Genomic DNA, 17,700 nt, shown 5'->3' with positions numbered 1-17,700 from the left:
CGAACGGATCACGTAGCCGGTTGGCGACTTCGGTGCCCAGCTCGGGCGCGGGAAGTCGCGTCGTTTTCTTAGCCATGCAGGAATCCTTGGATGTCGGCGCCGCGCGGGCCGTCGCTCGTGACTTCAATGGGAGCGGCCATGTTCAACGCCGCGTACTCGGTGAGCACGAGAGAAACGGCAAAGTCTCCATGCCGATAGAGCTCCGGCTCTTTCAGGTCCTTTGTATTGACGGGAAGGACGCGAGGGATGCCGTCGACGTTCTCAATGGCCCGCAGGTCCTCTTCGACGTTCGCGTCGCGGGGGAGGTCGTAGTCATCGTCCTCGAAACGCTGCACCATCTTCGGCATGTACTCGGCGTACCACTTCACGTTGAGTACAACCTGGTGGATGCAGTCGTGGCCGTAACGATCGGCCGTGTACTCGGCAAGCGTCAGCCCGGGGCCGGTCGCATCCATCGCCCCACCACGGAACATCGGTCCAAGCAGCTCAATAAGTGCCCAGAGAATCCGCTCCTGCTGTCGCGACGGAACGTTGTGTAGTTCGATCACGAACGGCACGAAGCGGCTCAGAGACTGCGTGATCTGTGCCGGCGTGATCACGGTGAAGTTGCGATGGCGCGCGAAGTCCATGCCGAACACCGTTTGCAGGTTCGGGTCCAGACGCGCAATCAACGGCTTCATGAATACCTTGACCCACATCGCAGCCACCAGGTCGCGCTCGAACTCGGTCTTGCGCACGAAATCGTCGTCGAGCGTCAGACGAAGCACGGGGCGATCCCCCTTCATCGCGCGGTCGATCCAGACCCCGGGGATTGCAACGCCTCCGCCGTCGCGAGGGATCGCATCCAGTTCCTCTCGCATCGCCGCCTGCCGAGGGCCATAGGCGTGGCGGATCTTGGCGTACCACGCCTTCTTCGCTTCCGGCGACGGCGACCATCCCCTCATCATGCACACCCGCTCGTACAGCCCATTTCGTACTGCATCATCAAACGTAGCCGTATAGACTTTGGCGTCGCTCCCGTACCGACCTTTCTCGATGTCCTGGCATAGTTGGTTGAAAGGGTTGCTACGGCCGTTATGAGTCGAGATCACTCGGATCTTGCCGCCCCAGATCAGCAGCGCAGTCGCGGCATCCAGCACCGCCTGAACGTTCTGGTGGAACGCGGCTTCGTCGATGACCACGATCCCCTGCAGGCCCCGAATTGAAGCGGGCCGGGACGATAGGGCGACAATCGAAAAGCCGGACGAGAACCGAATGCGAAAGGCGCTGATCATCTGCGTCGAGCCATCGTCCCGTTGGTCCTCGAAGAGGAACTCTTCGATCCTCGAGATACCCATGGACTGCGCCTCGGCGATCACCCGTGCGAAGTGCGCGCAATACCCGATGAATTCCAACCCCTTTTCTTTCGCGTCCGGGATGTAGTAGACGTTGTCGCCGCCCGCGCTCTTGCGGCTGCTCGCGGTCAATGTGTCATCAAGAGCCTCAGCAAAGGTGATGCCCGTTCTGCGCCCCTTCGATGCCGCTTTCAATGACGCCTCTATGGCGCACCATTCGGCCTGGTGCTTCATCAGTACGCCATCGGCCAGCGGGTTCATATCGGCTGGAATCTGCTTCACCGACTCCGGCAGTTCTTCCCACTCGACAATGCGTACCGTGTCGGCGCGCGGTCTCAGTTCGTTCACGCGCGGATCCCCAACACCTTCCTGCGCCAGAAGTCGACCTGCGCTTCGTCCATGCCCTGGGCTTTCGCCTCGGCTTGAAGGTTCGCGTCCTGCTCCTCGAGCAGCTTCTCGCGCGCCGACTTCGCCACCGCCTGGCGCTCGCGCAGGTTCAGGCTGCGCGCCTCCTGCGCAGCCTTCGCCGCACGCGCCAGGTCGAGCACGTCGCCGATCTCCAGCGTCTGGTCGGACTGGATCGCGTTCATCGCCGTCTTGCTCGCCAGCGTCGTCACTGCCTGGGCCAGCAGCGCGCCGCTCTTGGCGTCGAACTCCTCGCCCAGCTCCGCCACCAGCGCTTCGGCCGCGGCCGCCATTTCGCGCTCGTGCGCCACGATCTCCTGCACGCCCTGGCCGAACCGATGCAGCGCGCTGCGGCTGGGCAGCTCGCCGCTGGCTGCGGCGGCCGGAAAGGTCGCGTGCAGGTCCGCGATCAGCTCGTCGAGCGTCAGGCGGTTCTCGCGCAGCCGGCGCAGGATGTGCGCGCGCACGCCCGGCGACTGCTTATCCACGGAAGACTTGCGGCCCACGGTCAAGCCCTCGGCCGCGCAATGCCGTCGATCGTCACTCGCCCCTCGGCCGCGTCCTGCCCGCGTTCGGCCAGCGTCGCCACCAGCACCGACCCGGCCTCGTCCACGGCGAGCGTGCCCACCTCGGCCAGCCAGCGCAGCTCGGCCTTCACCTGGTCGCGCGTCCACGAATGCCCGAGCTGGTGCAGCAGGTTCGCGATCACCGAGCTGTTGCCCCGGTAACTCGGCAGCTCGCACAGGATGCGCAGGATCACCAGGCGCATGTCACGGCGAAGAAAGTCGGAATAGCTCATCGGCGCCTCACTTGTGCTGCAGCAGGTAATCGTTGATGCGGTCCAGGCTGCGCGCCAGCGGCTGCATGCTGTCGGTCACCCCCTCGAGCTTGGCGTCCAGCCGCTCCAGCCGGCCCATCAGCTCGTTGAGCTGGTTGTGGCTCGGCACCGCGCGCATCTCCGCCTCCAGCGTGGTGATGCGCGTGCGCAGCTCCAGCAGCTCCTTGGCGCTCGCCGCCTGGCGGCCGATCAGCCACGAATAGATGCCGATCACCCCGATCACCACCCATTGCATCGTCCCGAAGCCGAAGTTCAGCTGCTCGATGTTCATCGAGGCCCCTCCTCATGCCAGCCGATCAACGCATCGAGCCGGCGCCGGCACTCGTCGTACCGCCCGCCGGCATCGAGCGCCCAGCGGGCGACGTGGGTATCGGTGGCAACGTGTCCGGCATCCGCTCGAGCAGCGCCGCCGGCGGCGTCGGGCAAATCGGCATCGAGGCCGGGGGCGCCGTCGAGCACCCGCAAAGCAGGCTCGTCCAGGCACACACGGCCAGTGGTCGTGCGGGAAATCGCATCGTCTCGCTCCTTGCGCAGCCGCCCCGTCTCGCGGATCGCGGCGGCCAGTTGGCGGCTCAGCGTGTCGCCGCGCGTCTGCGCCGCCTGCAGGCGCTCGAGCGCCTCGCGGGTCGCCGCCTGTTCGGCCTGCAGGGTGCGCTCGCGCTCGGCAGCGGCCGCGCGTGCGCCGCTCGCCGCGCCGGCCTGGTAGCTCATCCAGCCCACCACGGTCAGCACCACCAGCAGCGCCGCGCCCATCGCCAAGGCAAGCGCCCCGTCGAAGTACTTGCCGATCATGCCCAGCCCTCGTTCCGCTGCCGGTAGCGATTCCACAGCACCACGGCGCCTACGATCAGCGCCACGGCCGCCACCACCAGCAAAGGATCGATGCCCAGGCCCGTAGCCACCGCGCGCACATCGGCGGATGTCGCCGAGGCCATCGCAATCGCCCCCGTCGCCATCGACACCGCCCCCGACTGCGCGATCGGGCTCGCCGCCATGCGCGACTCGGGCTCGGCCGCCGGCATGTCTGCCATCGCACCCGCTGCCGCATCGGGCAGCGCATCCAGCGGCGGGTGATACGAACTGTCACGGCTCAGGTACAGCGCCGCCTCGCGCGCACGCCGCGCGGTCAGCCCGCGCACCTCTTCCAGCACACCCCGCACGCGCGCCTTGTTCCACAGCCCGAAGGCCCGCGCCGCCGCCAGCGCATTGCCGGCGTTGTGGGCGCGCAGCACGCTCGAGCGCGCAAAGCCCGCCAGGCCCACGTTGTAGGCCAGGCTCACCATGGCCGCGAGCTGGTGCGGCGTCGCAGGGCGGGCCAGCAACGCCTCCACGTTCTGCGCAAACTCGCCCAGCCGGCTGCAAAGCAGCCGATCGGCCTCGTCCTGGGTCATCACATCGCCGGGGCGAACGTTTTCCGTCTCGCCCCAGCCGATGGTCCACACCCCTGCGATGTCGCGGTACGCCCGCAACCGACAGCCCTCGCTGCGCGCAACCTCGACCACGCCCGGCCAGATGATTGGCCAGTGCAGTGCACTGTCCGGCAGAATCTCCACGGCGCCCACCCCCTGAAAATGACAACGCCCTCATGATCGAGGGCGTGTGGGGGTGGGGCTAAATGAAGGGGTTCAATGCTGACCGGAGAGCATGATCAATGCTTCGATCCAGTCGCCGGCCACCCGATAGACCTGTTCTTCGATGCAATCTGACACTGGACATCTTCACCGATTCCAGAGTGCTTAATCGACGCGGCAAGTGCCTCTTCTGCCTTGGCGACGCGCTCGCGCTCCCGGAGCGAGGAGCGGAAGCGCCTTAGCTCCTCCTGCCAATACGCGTGCGCCAAAACCGAGTGGGTCGAAAACCCCACGGCAGCGCCCGCCATTGCGACAGCGAACGCATAGGCCGGCATCTTCCCCTCGACAAGCACCGAGGGCACGAGGACCAGGATCGCAGCCAGCACATTGCCCGCGGCGTACAGCCACACGGTCTTCACGGCCTTGCGCGCCTTCGCCTCGAGTTCCCTGTGCTCTTCCGGCGAAAGGTTCGGCGCCTCGGTCACATCCGCAACTTTGAGGGCAAAGGCCATCACCGTCACCCACACCGTGCCGATGAAAACAGCGGACGTCTTCGAAACCGCCCCGATCAGGTGATAAGGCGACCAGAGAAAAACAGCCCACCCCGCGAGCGCCCCGAGCAGCATGAGGCTCGCTTGAGAAACACGTCCCGCCGGGTTGAGCTTGATCTTCATGCCTTCAGCTTATACGGGGATCTGTCTGCTTTCCACCAACTCTCGTTCAACACCGAGACGCTTCAGTCGGGCGTCAGTTCTTGCTCGACAAGGGCTGGCTGCCGCCGAACAGCCTGCGAAAAGATCCTGAGCCGCTCGGTCTCCTGCCTCGAAAGCTCGACGGTCTGATCGACTTTCTTCGCCTCCTGGCGTTCGGAAATCCATGTCTTGCCGATCGCTACGCAACCGGCCACGACGGCGATTCCAAGGATGGTGATGGCGAGGCTGCGGGAGTCCATTTTTTCAATCGCCTTGCGCGTCAGCTCGGACAGCTGGCGGTCTTCGTACGGGAGGTTACGCAGATTCGGTCCGCCGTAACAGCTTCGAACACGTCACCAAGGAATACTCTTGCCGGGCTACTGGCCGCGCGGCGTAAAGCGATGCGTCAACCTTATCTGAGATCGTCCTATATCAGGCCGAGGCGCCTCAGTTTGATCAAAATCGCTTCGCGGTGGAGTTCATCACGCGGTCCGACGTGAAGCAGCCTGATGCCGAGTCGCCTTGCCAGCGCCACCTTCCTTGCGTCTCGATGCTTCTGGTTGTTGAAGTCGTCCTCTGTTTGCCAGTGAGGCAGCCGGTCATCGTGTTGTTGCCCCTGGTACTCGAAGCCCAGTTGCAAAGCGGGCACCCATACGTCGATCTCGAGTCCCAGCAACTCGCGTCCTCGATAACGGCGAGTCACGTTAGCACCCCCAAATATCGCGCACACCGATTCGTAGAGGATCTGCTCTCGGATCGGCTTGCCCTTTTCTGGATACCCCATCCGCTGGCGTAATTCCCGCTCGTCTTCCTCGGAGAGGGCATGGCGCGCGCCTGCAAACTGCCGGGAAAATTCGCTCGCGTAGACATACGTGAGCGGCTTGTCTGGGCCTGCTATCGGATCGTCAAGTTCAATCCCCTCTAGTTCGGAAACGACCCAGGAACAGCAGCGCTGCGCGTTGTAGCGGGCGCCGAGCCAAACGATGACACGGCCCGTCGCACCGCTTTTGACCTCGGCTATTCCTGCCAGGGTGATCTCCGGCGGTGGGTGAACAATCGAAGGGGATGTTGCACTTGAAATGACAAGACCGAAATTGCCAAGCAACAGCGGTGGGACGGCGACGAACCGCGCCGGATGCCTGCACGATCCATAGTCGTAGCGGTAGTTCAGCGAGCTGAACGAGTAATCGTCGGTCCCGTAGCGAAAGCAAAACTCCGCGTCATGCACATTCCCGTTCGGGTCAGTGAACGGCGCGAAACTGAATATCGTCGCGTTCTTGCGTAGCAGCCTAGACGGTGCCGGTCGTACCTGATGCCCCATCAAGGCCAGCTCGTGCTCGAGGCGCCTTTGTATGAGATGACGTAAGTCGGACGCATAGCTGACACTCAGCCGCCGCGGGAAATCCGCCGTCTCCAACAGCAGCCGTTCCCATTGCCCAGGCATTAAGCAGGCTGCCGACGCAGTGGTCGAATGCATCGCTACCTCCGATGCGCCTCGACCATCGCCCGCGCCACCTGGCGCAGCATCTGGCGCCCCTCGTCCGGTGCGGCGCGGTAGGCGCGCACCAGCTCACACTCGTCTTCGCTCAGTTGCCCGGGCACCTGCAGCACGATCACGTCGCGCCCGGCGGCCAGCCCCACAGCGCCGTTGAACTCCTGATTCATCCGATCTTTCCGTTCTTTCCCTGCTTCACCTTGCCCAGCGTTACGTGCTTCACGTCCCGGCCGGCGACGTTTGTCACTGGGGCATTGATGACTTGGTTCGACGGCTTGAGCGCGCCAAGTTGGGCCTCAATCTTCTTCGCGCCTTCCACAAGGACAGAAGCCAGATCGGGCTGCGAGTACATGAGCGCCACGGCCTCAAGTGCCAACTTGTCCTCCGCGGAGAGGGATCGGTAGAGGCTCAAGAGGCGCTCTTCGCTGGCGTCGATACCCAAAGAATCGAACTGGCGGACCCCCAGCAGTAGATATCCGACGTCGACTCCGACCTCTTTGAGCCTCCCCAAAAATGACGACGGGGGCTCCCTGTCGCCGTTTTCATAGTTGCAGTAGGTCCGCTTCGCGACGCCGCCGGCCTTCGCCATTTCCTCTTGCGTCAAGCCCAGCCTTTCACGCTCTTCAGCTAGGCGCTCATGAAATTGCATGTTCATGCAGTTTCTCCTGTTGACACATTGCACGTTCGTGCAACAATATAAGCACACAAACAGCGCCGAATTCGCCGCCAAGCATCCCGGACGCTGCCCCCCTCAACACACTCACGAGGCCAATCATGACCACCGCGCAATTCAAGGCCCTGCTGCGCCGGCAGGGCAAAACCATCCGCCAGTGGGCGGAAGAAAACGGCTTTCCGCCCGAGGCCGTCTATCGGGCGCTGAACGGCGTCGAGAAGGGCAACTTCGGCCGCGCGCACGAAATCCTTGTGCGTGCCGGCATCAAGCAGTCCGAACTGCTCGCCGCATGAGGCCCGCCATGCAACTCGCCCTCCACCTGCCCAACCCGCTCGCCGCCCGCGAGGTGCTGTTCCTCTCGACCGACGGCCAGCCCTTCACCACGTCCCGCGCCGTAGCCGAGCGCTTCGGCAAGCAGCACAAGGATGTGCTCAAGGCCATCAATAACCTGCTTGCCGCGCTGCCCGATCCGGAGTTCGGACGGCGCAATTTTGCGCCGTCCTCCTACCTCAACGAGCAGAACAAACCTCAACCCGAATACCGCCTCACGCACGACGGCTTCGCCTTCCTCGCCATGCGCTTCACCGGCGCCGAGGCGATGGCCTGGCAGATCGCCTTCCTCCAGGCCTTCAACGCCATTGAGGCCGAGCTGCGCGCCAAGACCGAGCGTTTCGCTGCCGCGCTCGACCAAGTGCGTCCGATGTTGCGCCCGGTGGTCGAGTGCACCGAGGCCGGCTACTCCCGCGCCGACATCGCCGCGCCCCTGGGCAAGTCGCCCGCCGCCATCACCTACCACCGCCGCGCCGCCCGCCGGCTCGGCTTGCTCGCCGCATGAGGCCCGCCATGACCACCCATTCAGCTTCCCCCGCCATGCCTGCACACGGGGCACCACCAGTAGCCGTCCCCGTTGCCGCACAGCACGACCTTGTTGCCCGTCTCGAAGCACGGCTGGCAGACGAAGTGGGGCACCTCGTCGGCGCGCTCCAGCAGTTCTCCGGCGCGACGCAGGCGATACGCAAAGAACTCCCCGCCGACGCCCAGTACGGCCAGCTCATAACGCTCTTTCTCGGCACGGCCAGCCTCCAGCTCGCGTATGCGCTGCTCAAGGACGGGAACCTGCCGCTGCTGCTCGGCGACGGCACCGAGCACCTGCAAAAGCTGGGCCTGCGCTTCGATGAGCTTTTCCGTGAACTCGATGTGGATGGTCGCCGCTTTCTGGCGGTCGCGCTCGTGTAGCAGCAAGCCGCCGATCTATGACCCGTCCATCCGTGGCTCCCTTTCTTCATCGCGCCCTCGATTCTACGACGGGCAAATGATTTTCAAGGCAGAAAAAATGCTCACCGTATTCATTCCCGATCTCCCCGCCGGCTGGGAAGGCCAGCAACGCAGGATCGCCGCCGATCTCACCGTGCAGGTGCAGGGCAAGCGCTATCCCGTCGGCGGCACGCCGGGCCACCTGGTTGCCCTCCGTGGCGCCGTGCTCGTCCCCCAGCAGCGGCGCGTGGGTGCCGATCTCGCGATCACATTCGAGGGCCGCCGCTACCGCGTGCCTTTTGCCCAGGTGGGGGCGCTGGTCTTTGTGCAGCCGGCGGAAGCGCCGCCAGCAGTGTTTGTGTTTCCAGATGGATGGACGCCAGGCACTTCGGCATCAGCACCCCGCGCTCACAGTCCTTTGCGTAGGCGTCGTGAGCCGAGCAGATCGGCGCCACCCGACACCGGGGCCATCGCTCGAAGAAGGCGTGCCAGTACCCATCCGGGCATTCGAGCCGCGCATCCAGCCACGCGGCCGGCGCCGTTGCCCGCCCGCACGTCGGGCAGCCGCGCCGGGGCAAATCGCGCGATCCGTCTGCTGCCGCTCCAGGCCGTGCCCCCGGCACCCGCACCCGGAACTCATGCCCACAGAAAGGGCAGCGGTATTGCATATCCATGACCGTGTTCTCCCGTCGTGACCGATGGGCGAATTCTAGGCGGCCGTAGCCGCGTTTCAGCCCTTCCAAGCCCCTGTTTGTTTCGACCCGCCCCCGATCGAGCCCTTCCAATGACCCGCCGCCATTCTTCCCCCGTCCCCAGCTCGCTGCGCGCCGCGTTCGAAGCGGACAAGCTGAGTGCGCTCAAGCACCGCCGCCTCAACGTCGAGCGCCTGGCCGAGCTGCTCGGTACGACGCCCGCCACCCTCTACAAGTGGATCGAGACCGACACGATGCCGGTGCGCGCGCTCATCGCCTGGCAGCACCTCACAGGCGCCGTCCACGTGGTGCGCTACCTCGCCAGCCGCGAGGGCGCGGTGGTGGTCGCCATCCCCACCGGGCGCACCGCCAGCGCCGAGGACGTGCATGCCCTGCAGGCCACCGTCAATGACGCCATCGGCGCGCTGCTCGACTACCTGCGCGGCTCGCTCGACCGCGACAGCACCCTGGGGCGGCTCACCACCGGCCTTGAATCGCTCGCCTGGCACCGCGCCAACGTCGAGAAGGCCGACCAACCCGAACTGGAGTTCTGACCATGAGCACCTTCATCCCCGCCGACCTCGTTGTCGACCAGGCCCGTCTGCGCATGCAGACCTGCCTCCAGGACGCCCGCATCGCCGCCGACCTGCTGCGCGCCGGGCGCATCGACTGGCTTACCGCTCACCACCTGGTCGGCGCCCAGCAGACCATGGTCAACACCACCAGCTGGACGCTCGAGGCCGTGCTCGACGCCGCCGGCGTGGCTGACGCGCTCGGGAAGGTGATCGATCTGCGCGACACCACCCAGGCCGCCCTGCAGGCCCTGCAGGACGTGCTGCGCGAGCGCCACCTCTTCGACAGCCCCGCCGCGCGGAGGGACGCATGAGCCGCAACACCGACTACACCAACGCCGCGCAGCAGCGCCTGCTGCGCCTGCTCGTGGTGCTCTTCGGCGACGTGGTCAACGGCTACGCCGCCGGCGCCCTGGCCAAGGCCGTGGGCTGCTCGCCCGGCGTGATGACGCGCGATCTCGACAACCTGCGCACCGCCGGCGTCGCCGAGAAGGACGAGGACACCGGCCTGTGGCGCCTCACCGCCCGCCTGCCGCAGCAGGCCGTGAAGGTCTATGCCGCCATCGGCCGCGCCGAGACCCGCCTGGCCGAAGCCAAGGCTGCCATTCACCGCAACAGCGATTACTGAATCACCTATCCAGGGAGCCAGAAAAAATGACCGCAGGACGCAAACCCCTCGCCGTGCCCGACATTGTCGACGTCGAGGATGAATCGGAATCGGCAAGCAACGGGCTCGCAGTGATGCGAGAGCAAGTGCGCGAGCTCGCCGTGCGCAACGTCGAGGCCGAACAGCATGTCCGTGCCGTAGCGCTGCAGGTGGGCTACCAACTGCCCGCCGACTGCACCGACCCGGACCTGATCCAGCGCGACATCAGCGCCAACATGCGGCGCTCGGTCGAAGCTTGCCTGGAAGTGGGGCGCGGGCTCGTGGTCCTGAAAGAGGCCTGCGATCACGGGCAGTTTGCCGCGCGGCTGGACGTACTTGGCATTGACGCGAGGGTCGCGCAGCGGTTCATGTCGTCCGCGCGGAAATTCTCAAATGCGGCGTCAACGCCGCTTTTGAAAGCGGCCGGCAGCCAGACAAAGCTGTTTGAACTCTTGGTGCTCGATGACAGCCAGGTCGAGGAACTCGAGCTCACCGGCCAGACCGGCGAACTCACGCTCGACGATGTGGCCGCGATGTCGGTCAAGGAACTGCGCGCCAAGCTGCGCGAACTGCGCCACGAGCTCAAGGCCACCGAAGAAATCTCCGCCGAGAAGACCGTCGAGATCGAGCGCCTGCGCGAGGCGGGCGTGCGCATCAGGCGGCAGCCGCCCGACGCGGTGCTGGCCGAGCTGGCGAAGGAAACCGCCGGAATGGTGACCGAGACACTGAACAAGCTGCGCACCTCGGTGAATTCGGCTTTCACGGCGCTGGCCCAGCACTATGTGGAGCATGGCGGCGGCGATTGCCGGCACCTGATGGCAGGTCATGTGGGCGAGCTGCAGCGCGCGCTCAATGAGCTGCGCGAGGCCTTCAACCTGCGCGACATCGAAGGCGACGGCACCCCCGAGTGGATGAGCTGGCCGGGCAACACGGCAGCCCCCGAGGCTGAGTAGACAAGGGGCGCGCCATGGGACCCGCAATGATCGAAGCCCTGCTCGACCTGCAGGCCCGCCTGCAGCGGGCCGGCTATGGCGGCAAGGGGGCGGTGATGGATGACGCCTGCCGCCGCCTGCGCATGTCCAAGGCGACCCTGCACCGCAAACTCAAGGAGGTGGTCGTGCAACCCGAACGCAAGCGCCGTGTGGATGCGGGCCAGTGCACGCTGACACTGAAAGAAGCCGAGATCATCAGCGCGGTGATGATGGAGGGCTACCGCGCCAACGACAAGAAGATTTTGAGCCTGCCCAAGGTGCTGGAGATCGTCCGCGGTGATGGCCGCGTGCGGGCCGAGGTGGTGGACGCGGACGGTGTGCTCAGCCCGCTGTCGGCCTCGGCCGTGGCACGCGCGCTGCGCCGCTACCGGCTGCATCCCGAGCAGTTGCGCCGGCCGGCGCCGGCCACGCCGATGCGTACCGAGCACCCGAACGAGGTGTGGCAGATCGACGCCTCGATCAGCACGCTGTTCTACGTGCCCGAAGGGGGCGTGGCCGACATGAGCCCGGCGGAGTTCTACAAAAACAAGCCGGGCAACTTCGAGAAGATCAAGCGCCAGCGCCTGACCCGGTGGGTGATCACCGACCATTGCTCGGGCAGCATTTTTGTGCACTACGTGGCGGGCGGCGAGAGCATCGCCAGCATGGCCGAGGCGCTGCTGGCGGCGATGGCCGAGCGCCCCGGCCACCAGATGTACGGTGCGCCGCTGGCGCTGATGATGGACCCCGGGGTGGGCATCACCCCCGCCTTCCGGCGCCTGCTGCGGGCGTTGCAGATCGAGCAGATCATCAACGCCGTGGGCAACCCGCGCGCCAAGGGGCAGGTGGAAGGCGCACAGAACATCGTCGAATGCGACTTCGAGAGTGGCTTCAAGCTCACCCACGTGCCGAGCATTGCGTGGATCAACGAGCAGGCCATGCGCTGGATGCGCTGGTTCAACAGTACCCGAGTGCATTCGCGCACCGAGGTCACGCGCTGGGCGAAGTGGATGGAGATCCGCGCGGATGTCTTGCGCGTGGTCGACGTGTCGCTGGCGCGCCAGCTGCTGTCCAGTGAGCCCGAAACCCGCGCGGTGAATCAGTTCCTGCAGGTGCAGTTCGATGGCGCGCTGTGGTCGGTGCGCGACGTGCCCAATGTGATGGTGGGCGAGAGGCTCGACATCACCTGGAACCCGCTGCGGCCGGAGGCGGCGTTTGTGGTCGACCGCGAGGACGGCCAGGAAGTGCTGATCGAGATCCCGAAGGTTGAGCGTGACGATAACGGCTTTTTCGCGGATGCCGCCCACATCAGGCACGAATACAAGGCCATGCCGAGCACCGCGGCCGATGCCGGGCGCAAGCGCGTGGAGGCGCTGGCCACTGGTGCGGCCAGCGAGGCCGAGGCCAAGGCTGCGCGCCGCGCCAAGCAAACGCCCTTTGGCGGCACGCTGGACCCGTACAAGCACCTGGATGACGTGCCGGACGTGGTGCTGCTGCCGCGCCGCGGTACCGAGCTGGTGCCCCAGGTGCGCACGGCCAGTGTCGTGCCGATTGTGCGCCTGACCGCATTCCAGGCATTGCAAGCACTGAGCCGCATGGGGGTCACGCCCACCGCCGACACCCACGCCCGCATCGCCGAGTGGTACCCGGACGGCGTGCCCGAAACCGACATCGAGCAACTGAAGCACCGGCTCACCGTGCGCCGCGGTCTGCGCGTGGTGGGTGGGCAATGAACCCTGGAGATCCTGTGCTGAACCTGAAACTGCTGCTGCTGCAATTGGGCACCAACCAGAGCGAGCTGGCGCGCGCCGCCGAAGTCAGCCCGGCCACCGTGGCGCAACTGGCCAACCACGGAATGTGGCCGCGCAACAGCGCCCGCCGCCGCGCGCTGCGCACCGCCATCGAGCAGGCGCTTGCCGCCGCGGGCGCCACGCCGGCGCAAGTGGAAAGCGCATTCGAACACGGGCCCCGGTCGCGCAAGGGTGGCGCCGCCGGCGCGGCCGAGGCCCTGGAACACCCCGAACCCACCGACTCACCTGATCCGCACGACGAGGACGAGCAAATGTTACTTCGCAACAAACACCTGACCCCGGATGCATGCGCGCACTTCGGCCTGCCGCGCAGCCCCTTCGTGGATGACGTGCGCGCGCTCGACGACGTCTTCGCCAGCGCCGCCACCCGCCGCACCCGTGCCGCGCTGATGGACTGCGCGCTCAACCAGGGCTTTCTGGCCCTCGTGGGCGAATCGGGCAGCGGCAAGACCACCCTGCGCGAAGAGCTCGAGGAGCGCATCCGCATCGAGAACCGCCCGGTGGTGGTGATCAAGCCCTACGTGATGGAGATGGAAAAGACCGAGCGCAGCGGCAAACCGATGTGGGCCGGGCAGGTGTCCGAGGCCATCATCCGCGAGTTCGACCCCTCGGGCAGCATCCCGAGCTCGACCCAGGCGCGCAGCAAGCGCGTGCGCGACCTGCTCGCCGCCAGCCAGCAGGCCGGCTACAACAACCTGCTGGTGATCGAAGAGGCGCACCGCCTGCCGGTGAGCACGCTGCGCGCCCTCAAGGGCTACATGGAGCTCAAGGTCGGCCTGCGCCGCCTGCTCGGCGTGGTGCTGATCGGCCAGCCCGAGCTCGACAACACGCTCAGCGACAAGCTCGGCGACGTGCGCGAGATCGTGCAGCGCTGCGAGCGTCGCGAAATGCTGCCGCTCGACGACGATCTGCGCCCCTACCTGGCGCACAAGTTCGCCCGCGTCGGCACGCCGATCGACAGCGTGCTCGACGAGGCCGCGATCGACGCCATCCGCGTGCGCCTGGTGCACCGCCCGCGTGGCGGCAGCCCGGCCGAGGCGCGCAGCATCTGCTACCCGCTGTTGTGCAACAACCTGGTGGTGCGCGCCATGAACGCCGCAGCCGCGGTGGCCATGCCGCGCGTGACCGCCGACGTGATCGCGGGGTGCTGACCATGGCGACCCAGCATGAGATCGAGACCGCGCTCAACATCGCCGACCGCGGCGCCCGCGGCGCCCGCGTCGCCGTCACCGCCGGCGAGCTCGACAACGGCGACATCAGCCTGGTAGTGCAACTGGTCAGCGGCTGCAGCACTCCGCGCCGCATCGGCCACCTGCGCCTGAGCGAGGCTGCCGCGCTGGCGCTGACCGTGCAGCTGGGGGAGGCGCTCGGGCCATGACCTCGCTCGCATCCGCCGCGCCGGCCGCCGCCGCCGCACTCGCCGACCGCATCCTCGCCGCGATCGCGCCCAACAACAGCAAGCGCCCGGCCCGGGCGGCCGACATCGCCGCCCAGCTCGGCGGCGACGAACGGCACTTCTGGGCGGCGCTCGAGCAGTTGCGGCGCGGATGCGCCATCAATACCGCGCACATCCAGCGCGGCGCCGATCCGGCCCCCTGGCTGGCCATCTGGCCGACCGGGCTGCCCGTCGCACACCACAGCTGGCGAGACCTCAACGTCCGCGGCGGCTTCGCGGTGCATCGCACCGAAACCCCGCGCCGCTTCCCACAGTCGCCGGCCGCCCGGCGCGCAATCGAGGAGAACATCATGAGCAACAAGCCCTGCCGCCGCACCTCCGGAAAAGACCGTCGCGACCGCATCGCCGAGCTCGTTCGCGGCCGCCCGATCGCGCAAGGGCTCACCTACGCCGAGGTGGCGCGTGAGCTGGGTCTGAGCTCCCAAGGGGTGGGCTATCTGGTCGAGGAGATGCTGGGCGGCCTGCGCGTAGCCCGGGGCTGCCTGGCCGGCGAGCGCGCGAACCGTTTGTACGACCCAGCAGCAGCGATCGACGAATCCGTCGTCCCCGCCGAAAGGGTCGAGGTGCCTGCCGCCACGACACCGCCCGCCGTGCCGGCAGCCAACGTCGTCGCCGGCCTGGCCGCCATCGCCGATGCCCTCGGCGGCATGGAGCCCGCCGACGACATCGATATCGGTGCCGCCGCGGCCCAGGTGGCCGAGGCGCCGCGTGTGCAGATCCACTTTGCCTTGTGGGACGACGGTGGCCTGTCGATCTACGACGGCGACGACCTGCTGCAGATCGCGCCCGCCGACGTGGCCCGCCTGGCCCGCCTGCTCGACGGCCTGGGCCGCGTGCGGGCCAGCGAGGTTGCCGCATGAAAACCCGCTGCCCCAACTGCGGCGCCGTGATGAGCCTGGACGCGCTGATGTCGCACGAGGGCGCGCGCGAGGCGCTCGCCCTGGTCTTCCAGCTCTCGGGGGCGCTGGGTGCGGCGGTCACGCGCTACATCGGCCTGTTCCGGCCGGCGCGGCGTGAGCTGAGCCTGGACCGCGTCGCCAAGCTGCTGCGCGAGATCGTGCCCGACCTGCAGGCCCAGCGCATCGAGCGTGCCGGCGCCACCTGGCCAGCGCCGCCCGAGGCCTGGATCTGGGCCATCGGCCAGGCGCTCGAGGCGCGCGACGCGGGTCGCCTCAAGCTTCCGCTCACCTCCCATGGCTGGCTGTACGAGGTGATCAGCGGCTGGCGCCCGGCCACCGTGGCCGCGGCGCCTCAGCCCACCCAGGGGGCCGCCAACCTGCCCACGGCGCGCCCCGCGCAGCCCTCGCGCACCCTGGGCGCCATCGCCGCCCTGGAGGACCGCGCCCGTGGCTGAGATCGCCCGCTGGATCGAGCGCGAGGTGGCCCGCGGCCTGCAGGGCCTGGTCGCCCTGCGCCTGCCCGGTGCACCGGGCGAGGACGCGGTCACGCTCACCCTCGACATCTGGCTGGCGGCGCTGGCCGTGCGGGCCGCGAGCTGGGCCGAAGCGCAGGACGCGCCCCGCCTGCAGGCCGCCTTCCGCACGCTGTACGCGCAATGCACCACCTGGCCGGCGCCGCGCCAGCTGCTCGATGCGCTGCCCATCCGCGCACCGCCCACCGCGCTGCCGCCCCCGCCGATGACGGCCGAAGAGCGCGCCGCCAACCGCGCCCGCCTTGCCGCACTGATGCAACAGCTTTCCACCCGCATGACAGGACACGACCATGACCACCCCGAACACCCCCAGCGCCACCCGCGCAACCTCGGCGCATGACGACGCCCCCGCCGGCTACATGCGCAACGCCGCCAACCACCTGGTGCCGATCGACCAGGTGCGCGAACAGGACCTGCTGCGCGACCAGGTCGCGCGCGAGATCGCCGTCGAGGCGGTCGCCCTCAACCAGCGCCTGCGCGAATTCAAGGCCCGCGCCCTGGGCGACGTGGCCGACCTGGTGCGCATCGCCGGCGAAAAGTACGAGGTGAACCTCGGCGGCAAGAAAGGCAACGTGCAGATCAGCACCTACGATGGCCAGTACAAGGTGGTGCGCCAGGTGGCCGAGCGCATCGCCTTCACCGAAGAGCTCGAAGCCGCCAAGGTGCTCATCAACGGCTGCATCGAGCGCTGGAGCGAAGGCGCGAACCCGCACATCCGCGCCCTGGTCGATCGCGCCTTCCGCACCGACACCAAGGGCCAGATCAAGACCACCGCGGTGCTCGAGCTGCTGCGCCTCGAGATCGACGACGCCGAATGGCAACGCGCCATGGAGGCCATCCGCGACAGCATCCAGAGCACCGGCACAGCCACCTATGTGCGCGTGTACCAGCGCATCGGCGACTCGGACCAGTACCGCGCGATCGCGCTCGACCTGGCGGCGGTGTGACATGACCTACCCGATCGAAGTGGCGGTACGCCATCGCTACAACGCGTACAACTGCCGCATTGGGAAAACGCGGGCAAGCAGCACGAACAGCCCGCAGGTCGCCGTCGAGCGCCTGATGGACAAGCTGTGGCCGCCGGGCACGCACCGCGCAACACAGATCGCCCGCGGCGGCGACACCACCCATTTCCACATCATGCCTATCGAATTGGAGGTGAAGTATGGACAAACGTGACGACATCCTCGCCAAGATTCGCAAGTGCATGGATCTGGCCAAGTCCGGCAGTGAGCACGAGGCAGCGGCTGCACTACGGCAAGCGCAGAAGCTGATGGAGATGCATCAGGTCAGCAGCGTTGAGATGCTCGCTGCCGGCGTCGGTGAATCGAAGGCGAAGAGCGGCGCAGTCGCTCGACCCGCGAAGTGGGAGAGTGATCTTGCCGGGCGAGTTGCTCGCGCCTTTGGCTGCAAACTCATCTTCATCAGGTCTTGCTGGGACGTTGCGCACTGGCTCTTCGTTGGCGTAGCCCCCGCCAACGAGATCGCCGCCTATTCGTTCGAGGTCCTGTTGCGTCAGGCGCTCAAGGCGCGAGGCGAGTTCATCGCGACGACACTCAAGCGGATCAAGAAGTCGAACAAGACTCGCCGCGCCGACCTATTCAGCGAGAGCTGGGTGTATGCGGCGTGTGCCAATGTCGCCGCACCAACGCCTCCGGAGGGCGCAAAGAGCGCTATCGACGCGCACATGCAACTGCACCACCCCAGTCTTGGCGAGCTGGATGTGGCTGACCGGAACGCCGGTCGGAACTTGTCGGCAAAGGACGAAGCTGCGTTGGTCGCGGGGCGCCTGTCCGGGCGTGGAGCCCGGTTGCATGCAGGCGTAGCGACCACCTCCAATCTCATGCTGGAGGGTTGA

28 protein-coding genes are annotated in these 17,700 nt (G+C 66.9%); 17 read left to right on the top strand and 11 right to left on the bottom strand.

The genetic code is table 11. The features are described from left to right. Positions 1 to 68: 68 nt before the first annotated feature. The 11 genes from C667_RS02895 to C667_RS24270 all read right to left on the bottom strand — a co-directional run bounded on the left by C667_RS02895 (position 69) and on the right by C667_RS24270 (position 6,990). Positions 69 to 1,682: a hypothetical protein gene (locus C667_RS02895; protein ID WP_004356671.1), complete on the bottom strand. Its 1,614-nt coding sequence runs from the start codon at positions 1,680 to 1,682 to the stop codon at positions 69 to 71. Beyond that, the gene (locus tag C667_RS02890) at positions 1,679 to 2,227 is read right to left on the bottom strand and encodes a phage protein Gp27 family protein (RefSeq protein WP_211207653.1); all 549 of its coding nucleotides are present in this window, start codon (positions 2,225 to 2,227) and stop codon (positions 1,679 to 1,681) included. Before C667_RS02890 ends, C667_RS02895 begins: the two co-directional genes overlap by 4 nt. A gap of 20 nt (positions 2,228 to 2,247) precedes the next feature. Then, a complete protein-coding gene (locus C667_RS02885) occupies positions 2,248 to 2,538 on the bottom strand; it encodes a VpaChn25_0724 family phage protein (RefSeq protein WP_004356669.1) in 291 nt (96 codons plus the stop codon). A 7-nt stretch (positions 2,539 to 2,545) separates the two neighbouring features. Beyond that, a complete protein-coding gene (locus tag C667_RS02880; RefSeq protein WP_004356668.1) occupies positions 2,546 to 2,848 on the bottom strand; it encodes a DUF2730 family protein in 303 nt (100 codons plus the stop codon). Then, on the bottom strand, positions 2,845 to 3,369 hold the full coding sequence (locus tag C667_RS02875) for a hypothetical protein (protein WP_004356667.1): 525 nt from the start codon (positions 3,367 to 3,369) through the stop codon (positions 2,845 to 2,847). Before C667_RS02875 ends, C667_RS02880 begins: the two co-directional genes overlap by 4 nt. Next, positions 3,366 to 4,130, bottom strand: coding sequence for a lysozyme (locus C667_RS02870; protein ID WP_211207652.1), 765 nt, complete (start codon positions 4,128 to 4,130; stop codon positions 3,366 to 3,368). Before C667_RS02870 ends, C667_RS02875 begins: the two co-directional genes overlap by 4 nt. A gap of 95 nt (positions 4,131 to 4,225) precedes the next feature. Further along, positions 4,226 to 4,822 (bottom strand): hypothetical protein, encoded by a 597-nt coding sequence (locus C667_RS02865; RefSeq protein ID WP_004356665.1) that lies wholly within the window; start codon positions 4,820 to 4,822, stop codon positions 4,226 to 4,228. Between the two features lie 62 nt (positions 4,823 to 4,884). Further along, positions 4,885 to 5,100, bottom strand: coding sequence for a hypothetical protein (locus C667_RS02860; RefSeq protein WP_004356664.1), 216 nt, complete (start codon positions 5,098 to 5,100; stop codon positions 4,885 to 4,887). A gap of 167 nt (positions 5,101 to 5,267) precedes the next feature. Next, on the bottom strand, positions 5,268 to 6,317 hold the full coding sequence (locus tag C667_RS02855) for a PDDEXK family nuclease (RefSeq protein WP_039920636.1): 1,050 nt from the start codon (positions 6,315 to 6,317) through the stop codon (positions 5,268 to 5,270). Between the two features lie 2 nt (positions 6,318 to 6,319). Next, entirely contained in the window at positions 6,320 to 6,505 is a 186-nt protein-coding gene (locus tag C667_RS02850; RefSeq protein ID WP_004356662.1) for a hypothetical protein, read from the bottom strand. Continuing rightward, positions 6,502 to 6,990: a helix-turn-helix domain-containing protein gene (locus C667_RS24270; protein WP_004356661.1), complete on the bottom strand. Its 489-nt coding sequence runs from the start codon at positions 6,988 to 6,990 to the stop codon at positions 6,502 to 6,504. Before C667_RS24270 ends, C667_RS02850 begins: the two co-directional genes overlap by 4 nt. 119 nt (positions 6,991 to 7,109) lie before the next feature. On the opposite strand from C667_RS24270, the gene C667_RS02840 reads away from it, so the two are divergent. The 17 genes from C667_RS02840 (at position 7,110) to C667_RS02765 (ending at position 17,700) form a co-directional block, all read left to right on the top strand. Beyond that, positions 7,110 to 7,301: a DNA-binding protein gene (locus tag C667_RS02840; RefSeq protein WP_004356659.1), complete on the top strand. Its 192-nt coding sequence runs from the start codon at positions 7,110 to 7,112 to the stop codon at positions 7,299 to 7,301. 8 nt (positions 7,302 to 7,309) lie between these two features. Then, positions 7,310 to 7,843: a Rha family transcriptional regulator gene (locus C667_RS24265; protein ID WP_004356658.1), complete on the top strand. Its 534-nt coding sequence runs from the start codon at positions 7,310 to 7,312 to the stop codon at positions 7,841 to 7,843. 8 nt (positions 7,844 to 7,851) lie between these two features. Further along, complete coding sequence (locus C667_RS02830) at positions 7,852 to 8,244, top strand: hypothetical protein (protein WP_157302138.1); 393 nt, start codon at positions 7,852 to 7,854, stop codon at positions 8,242 to 8,244. Continuing rightward, entirely contained in the window at positions 8,183 to 8,938 is a 756-nt protein-coding gene (locus C667_RS25535) for a hypothetical protein (protein WP_169317678.1), read from the top strand. The genes C667_RS02830 and C667_RS25535 overlap by 62 nt, the downstream gene beginning before the upstream one ends. Before the next feature lie 108 nt (positions 8,939 to 9,046). Beyond that, on the top strand, positions 9,047 to 9,508 hold the full coding sequence (locus C667_RS02825) for a phage regulatory CII family protein (RefSeq protein WP_004356655.1): 462 nt from the start codon (positions 9,047 to 9,049) through the stop codon (positions 9,506 to 9,508). Positions 9,509 to 9,510: 2 nt separating this feature from the next. Beyond that, a complete protein-coding gene (locus C667_RS02820) occupies positions 9,511 to 9,840 on the top strand; it encodes a hypothetical protein (RefSeq protein ID WP_004356653.1) in 330 nt (109 codons plus the stop codon). Beyond that, on the top strand, positions 9,837 to 10,154 hold the full coding sequence (locus C667_RS02815; RefSeq protein ID WP_004356650.1) for a hypothetical protein: 318 nt from the start codon (positions 9,837 to 9,839) through the stop codon (positions 10,152 to 10,154). Before C667_RS02820 ends, C667_RS02815 begins: the two co-directional genes overlap by 4 nt. Before the next feature lie 26 nt (positions 10,155 to 10,180). Continuing rightward, a complete protein-coding gene (locus tag C667_RS02810; RefSeq protein ID WP_004356649.1) occupies positions 10,181 to 11,125 on the top strand; it encodes a hypothetical protein in 945 nt (314 codons plus the stop codon). Positions 11,126 to 11,151: 26 nt separating this feature from the next. Further along, on the top strand, positions 11,152 to 12,876 hold the full coding sequence (locus C667_RS02805) for a DDE-type integrase/transposase/recombinase (RefSeq protein ID WP_004356647.1): 1,725 nt from the start codon (positions 11,152 to 11,154) through the stop codon (positions 12,874 to 12,876). Positions 12,877 to 12,890: 14 nt separating this feature from the next. Then, positions 12,891 to 14,105, top strand: a complete 1,215-nt coding sequence (locus C667_RS02800) for an ExeA family protein (protein ID WP_004356645.1) — start codon at positions 12,891 to 12,893, stop codon at positions 14,103 to 14,105. Positions 14,106 to 14,107: 2 nt separating this feature from the next. Next, positions 14,108 to 14,332 (top strand): hypothetical protein, encoded by a 225-nt coding sequence (locus tag C667_RS02795; RefSeq protein WP_039920630.1) that lies wholly within the window; start codon positions 14,108 to 14,110, stop codon positions 14,330 to 14,332. Further along, the gene (locus C667_RS02790) at positions 14,329 to 15,270 is read left to right on the top strand and encodes a hypothetical protein (protein ID WP_004356640.1); all 942 of its coding nucleotides are present in this window, start codon (positions 14,329 to 14,331) and stop codon (positions 15,268 to 15,270) included. Before C667_RS02795 ends, C667_RS02790 begins: the two co-directional genes overlap by 4 nt. Further along, the gene (locus C667_RS02785) at positions 15,267 to 15,764 is read left to right on the top strand and encodes an HI_1489 N-terminal domain-containing protein (protein ID WP_004356639.1); all 498 of its coding nucleotides are present in this window, start codon (positions 15,267 to 15,269) and stop codon (positions 15,762 to 15,764) included. The genes C667_RS02790 and C667_RS02785 overlap by 4 nt, the downstream gene beginning before the upstream one ends. Further along, positions 15,757 to 16,182, top strand: coding sequence for a hypothetical protein (locus tag C667_RS02780; protein WP_004356637.1), 426 nt, complete (start codon positions 15,757 to 15,759; stop codon positions 16,180 to 16,182). The genes C667_RS02785 and C667_RS02780 overlap by 8 nt, the downstream gene beginning before the upstream one ends. Further along, positions 16,133 to 16,789 carry a DUF3164 family protein gene (locus tag C667_RS02775; RefSeq protein WP_004356634.1) on the top strand — a complete coding sequence of 219 codons (657 nt, stop codon included), beginning with the start codon at positions 16,133 to 16,135 and terminating at the stop codon, positions 16,787 to 16,789. Before C667_RS02780 ends, C667_RS02775 begins: the two co-directional genes overlap by 50 nt. Position 16,790: 1 nt before the next feature. After that, on the top strand, positions 16,791 to 17,021 hold the full coding sequence (locus tag C667_RS02770; RefSeq protein WP_004356632.1) for a hypothetical protein: 231 nt from the start codon (positions 16,791 to 16,793) through the stop codon (positions 17,019 to 17,021). After that, positions 17,008 to 17,700 carry a DUF2786 domain-containing protein gene (locus tag C667_RS02765; RefSeq protein WP_004356631.1) on the top strand — a complete coding sequence of 231 codons (693 nt, stop codon included), beginning with the start codon at positions 17,008 to 17,010 and terminating at the stop codon, positions 17,698 to 17,700. The genes C667_RS02770 and C667_RS02765 overlap by 14 nt, the downstream gene beginning before the upstream one ends.

The organism is Thauera phenylacetica B4P, from assembly GCF_000310225.1.
In the GTDB taxonomy this organism is placed as follows: Bacteria; Pseudomonadota; Gammaproteobacteria; order Burkholderiales; family Rhodocyclaceae; genus Thauera; species Thauera phenylacetica.
This window is presented reverse-complemented; position numbering and strand designations above follow the sequence as displayed.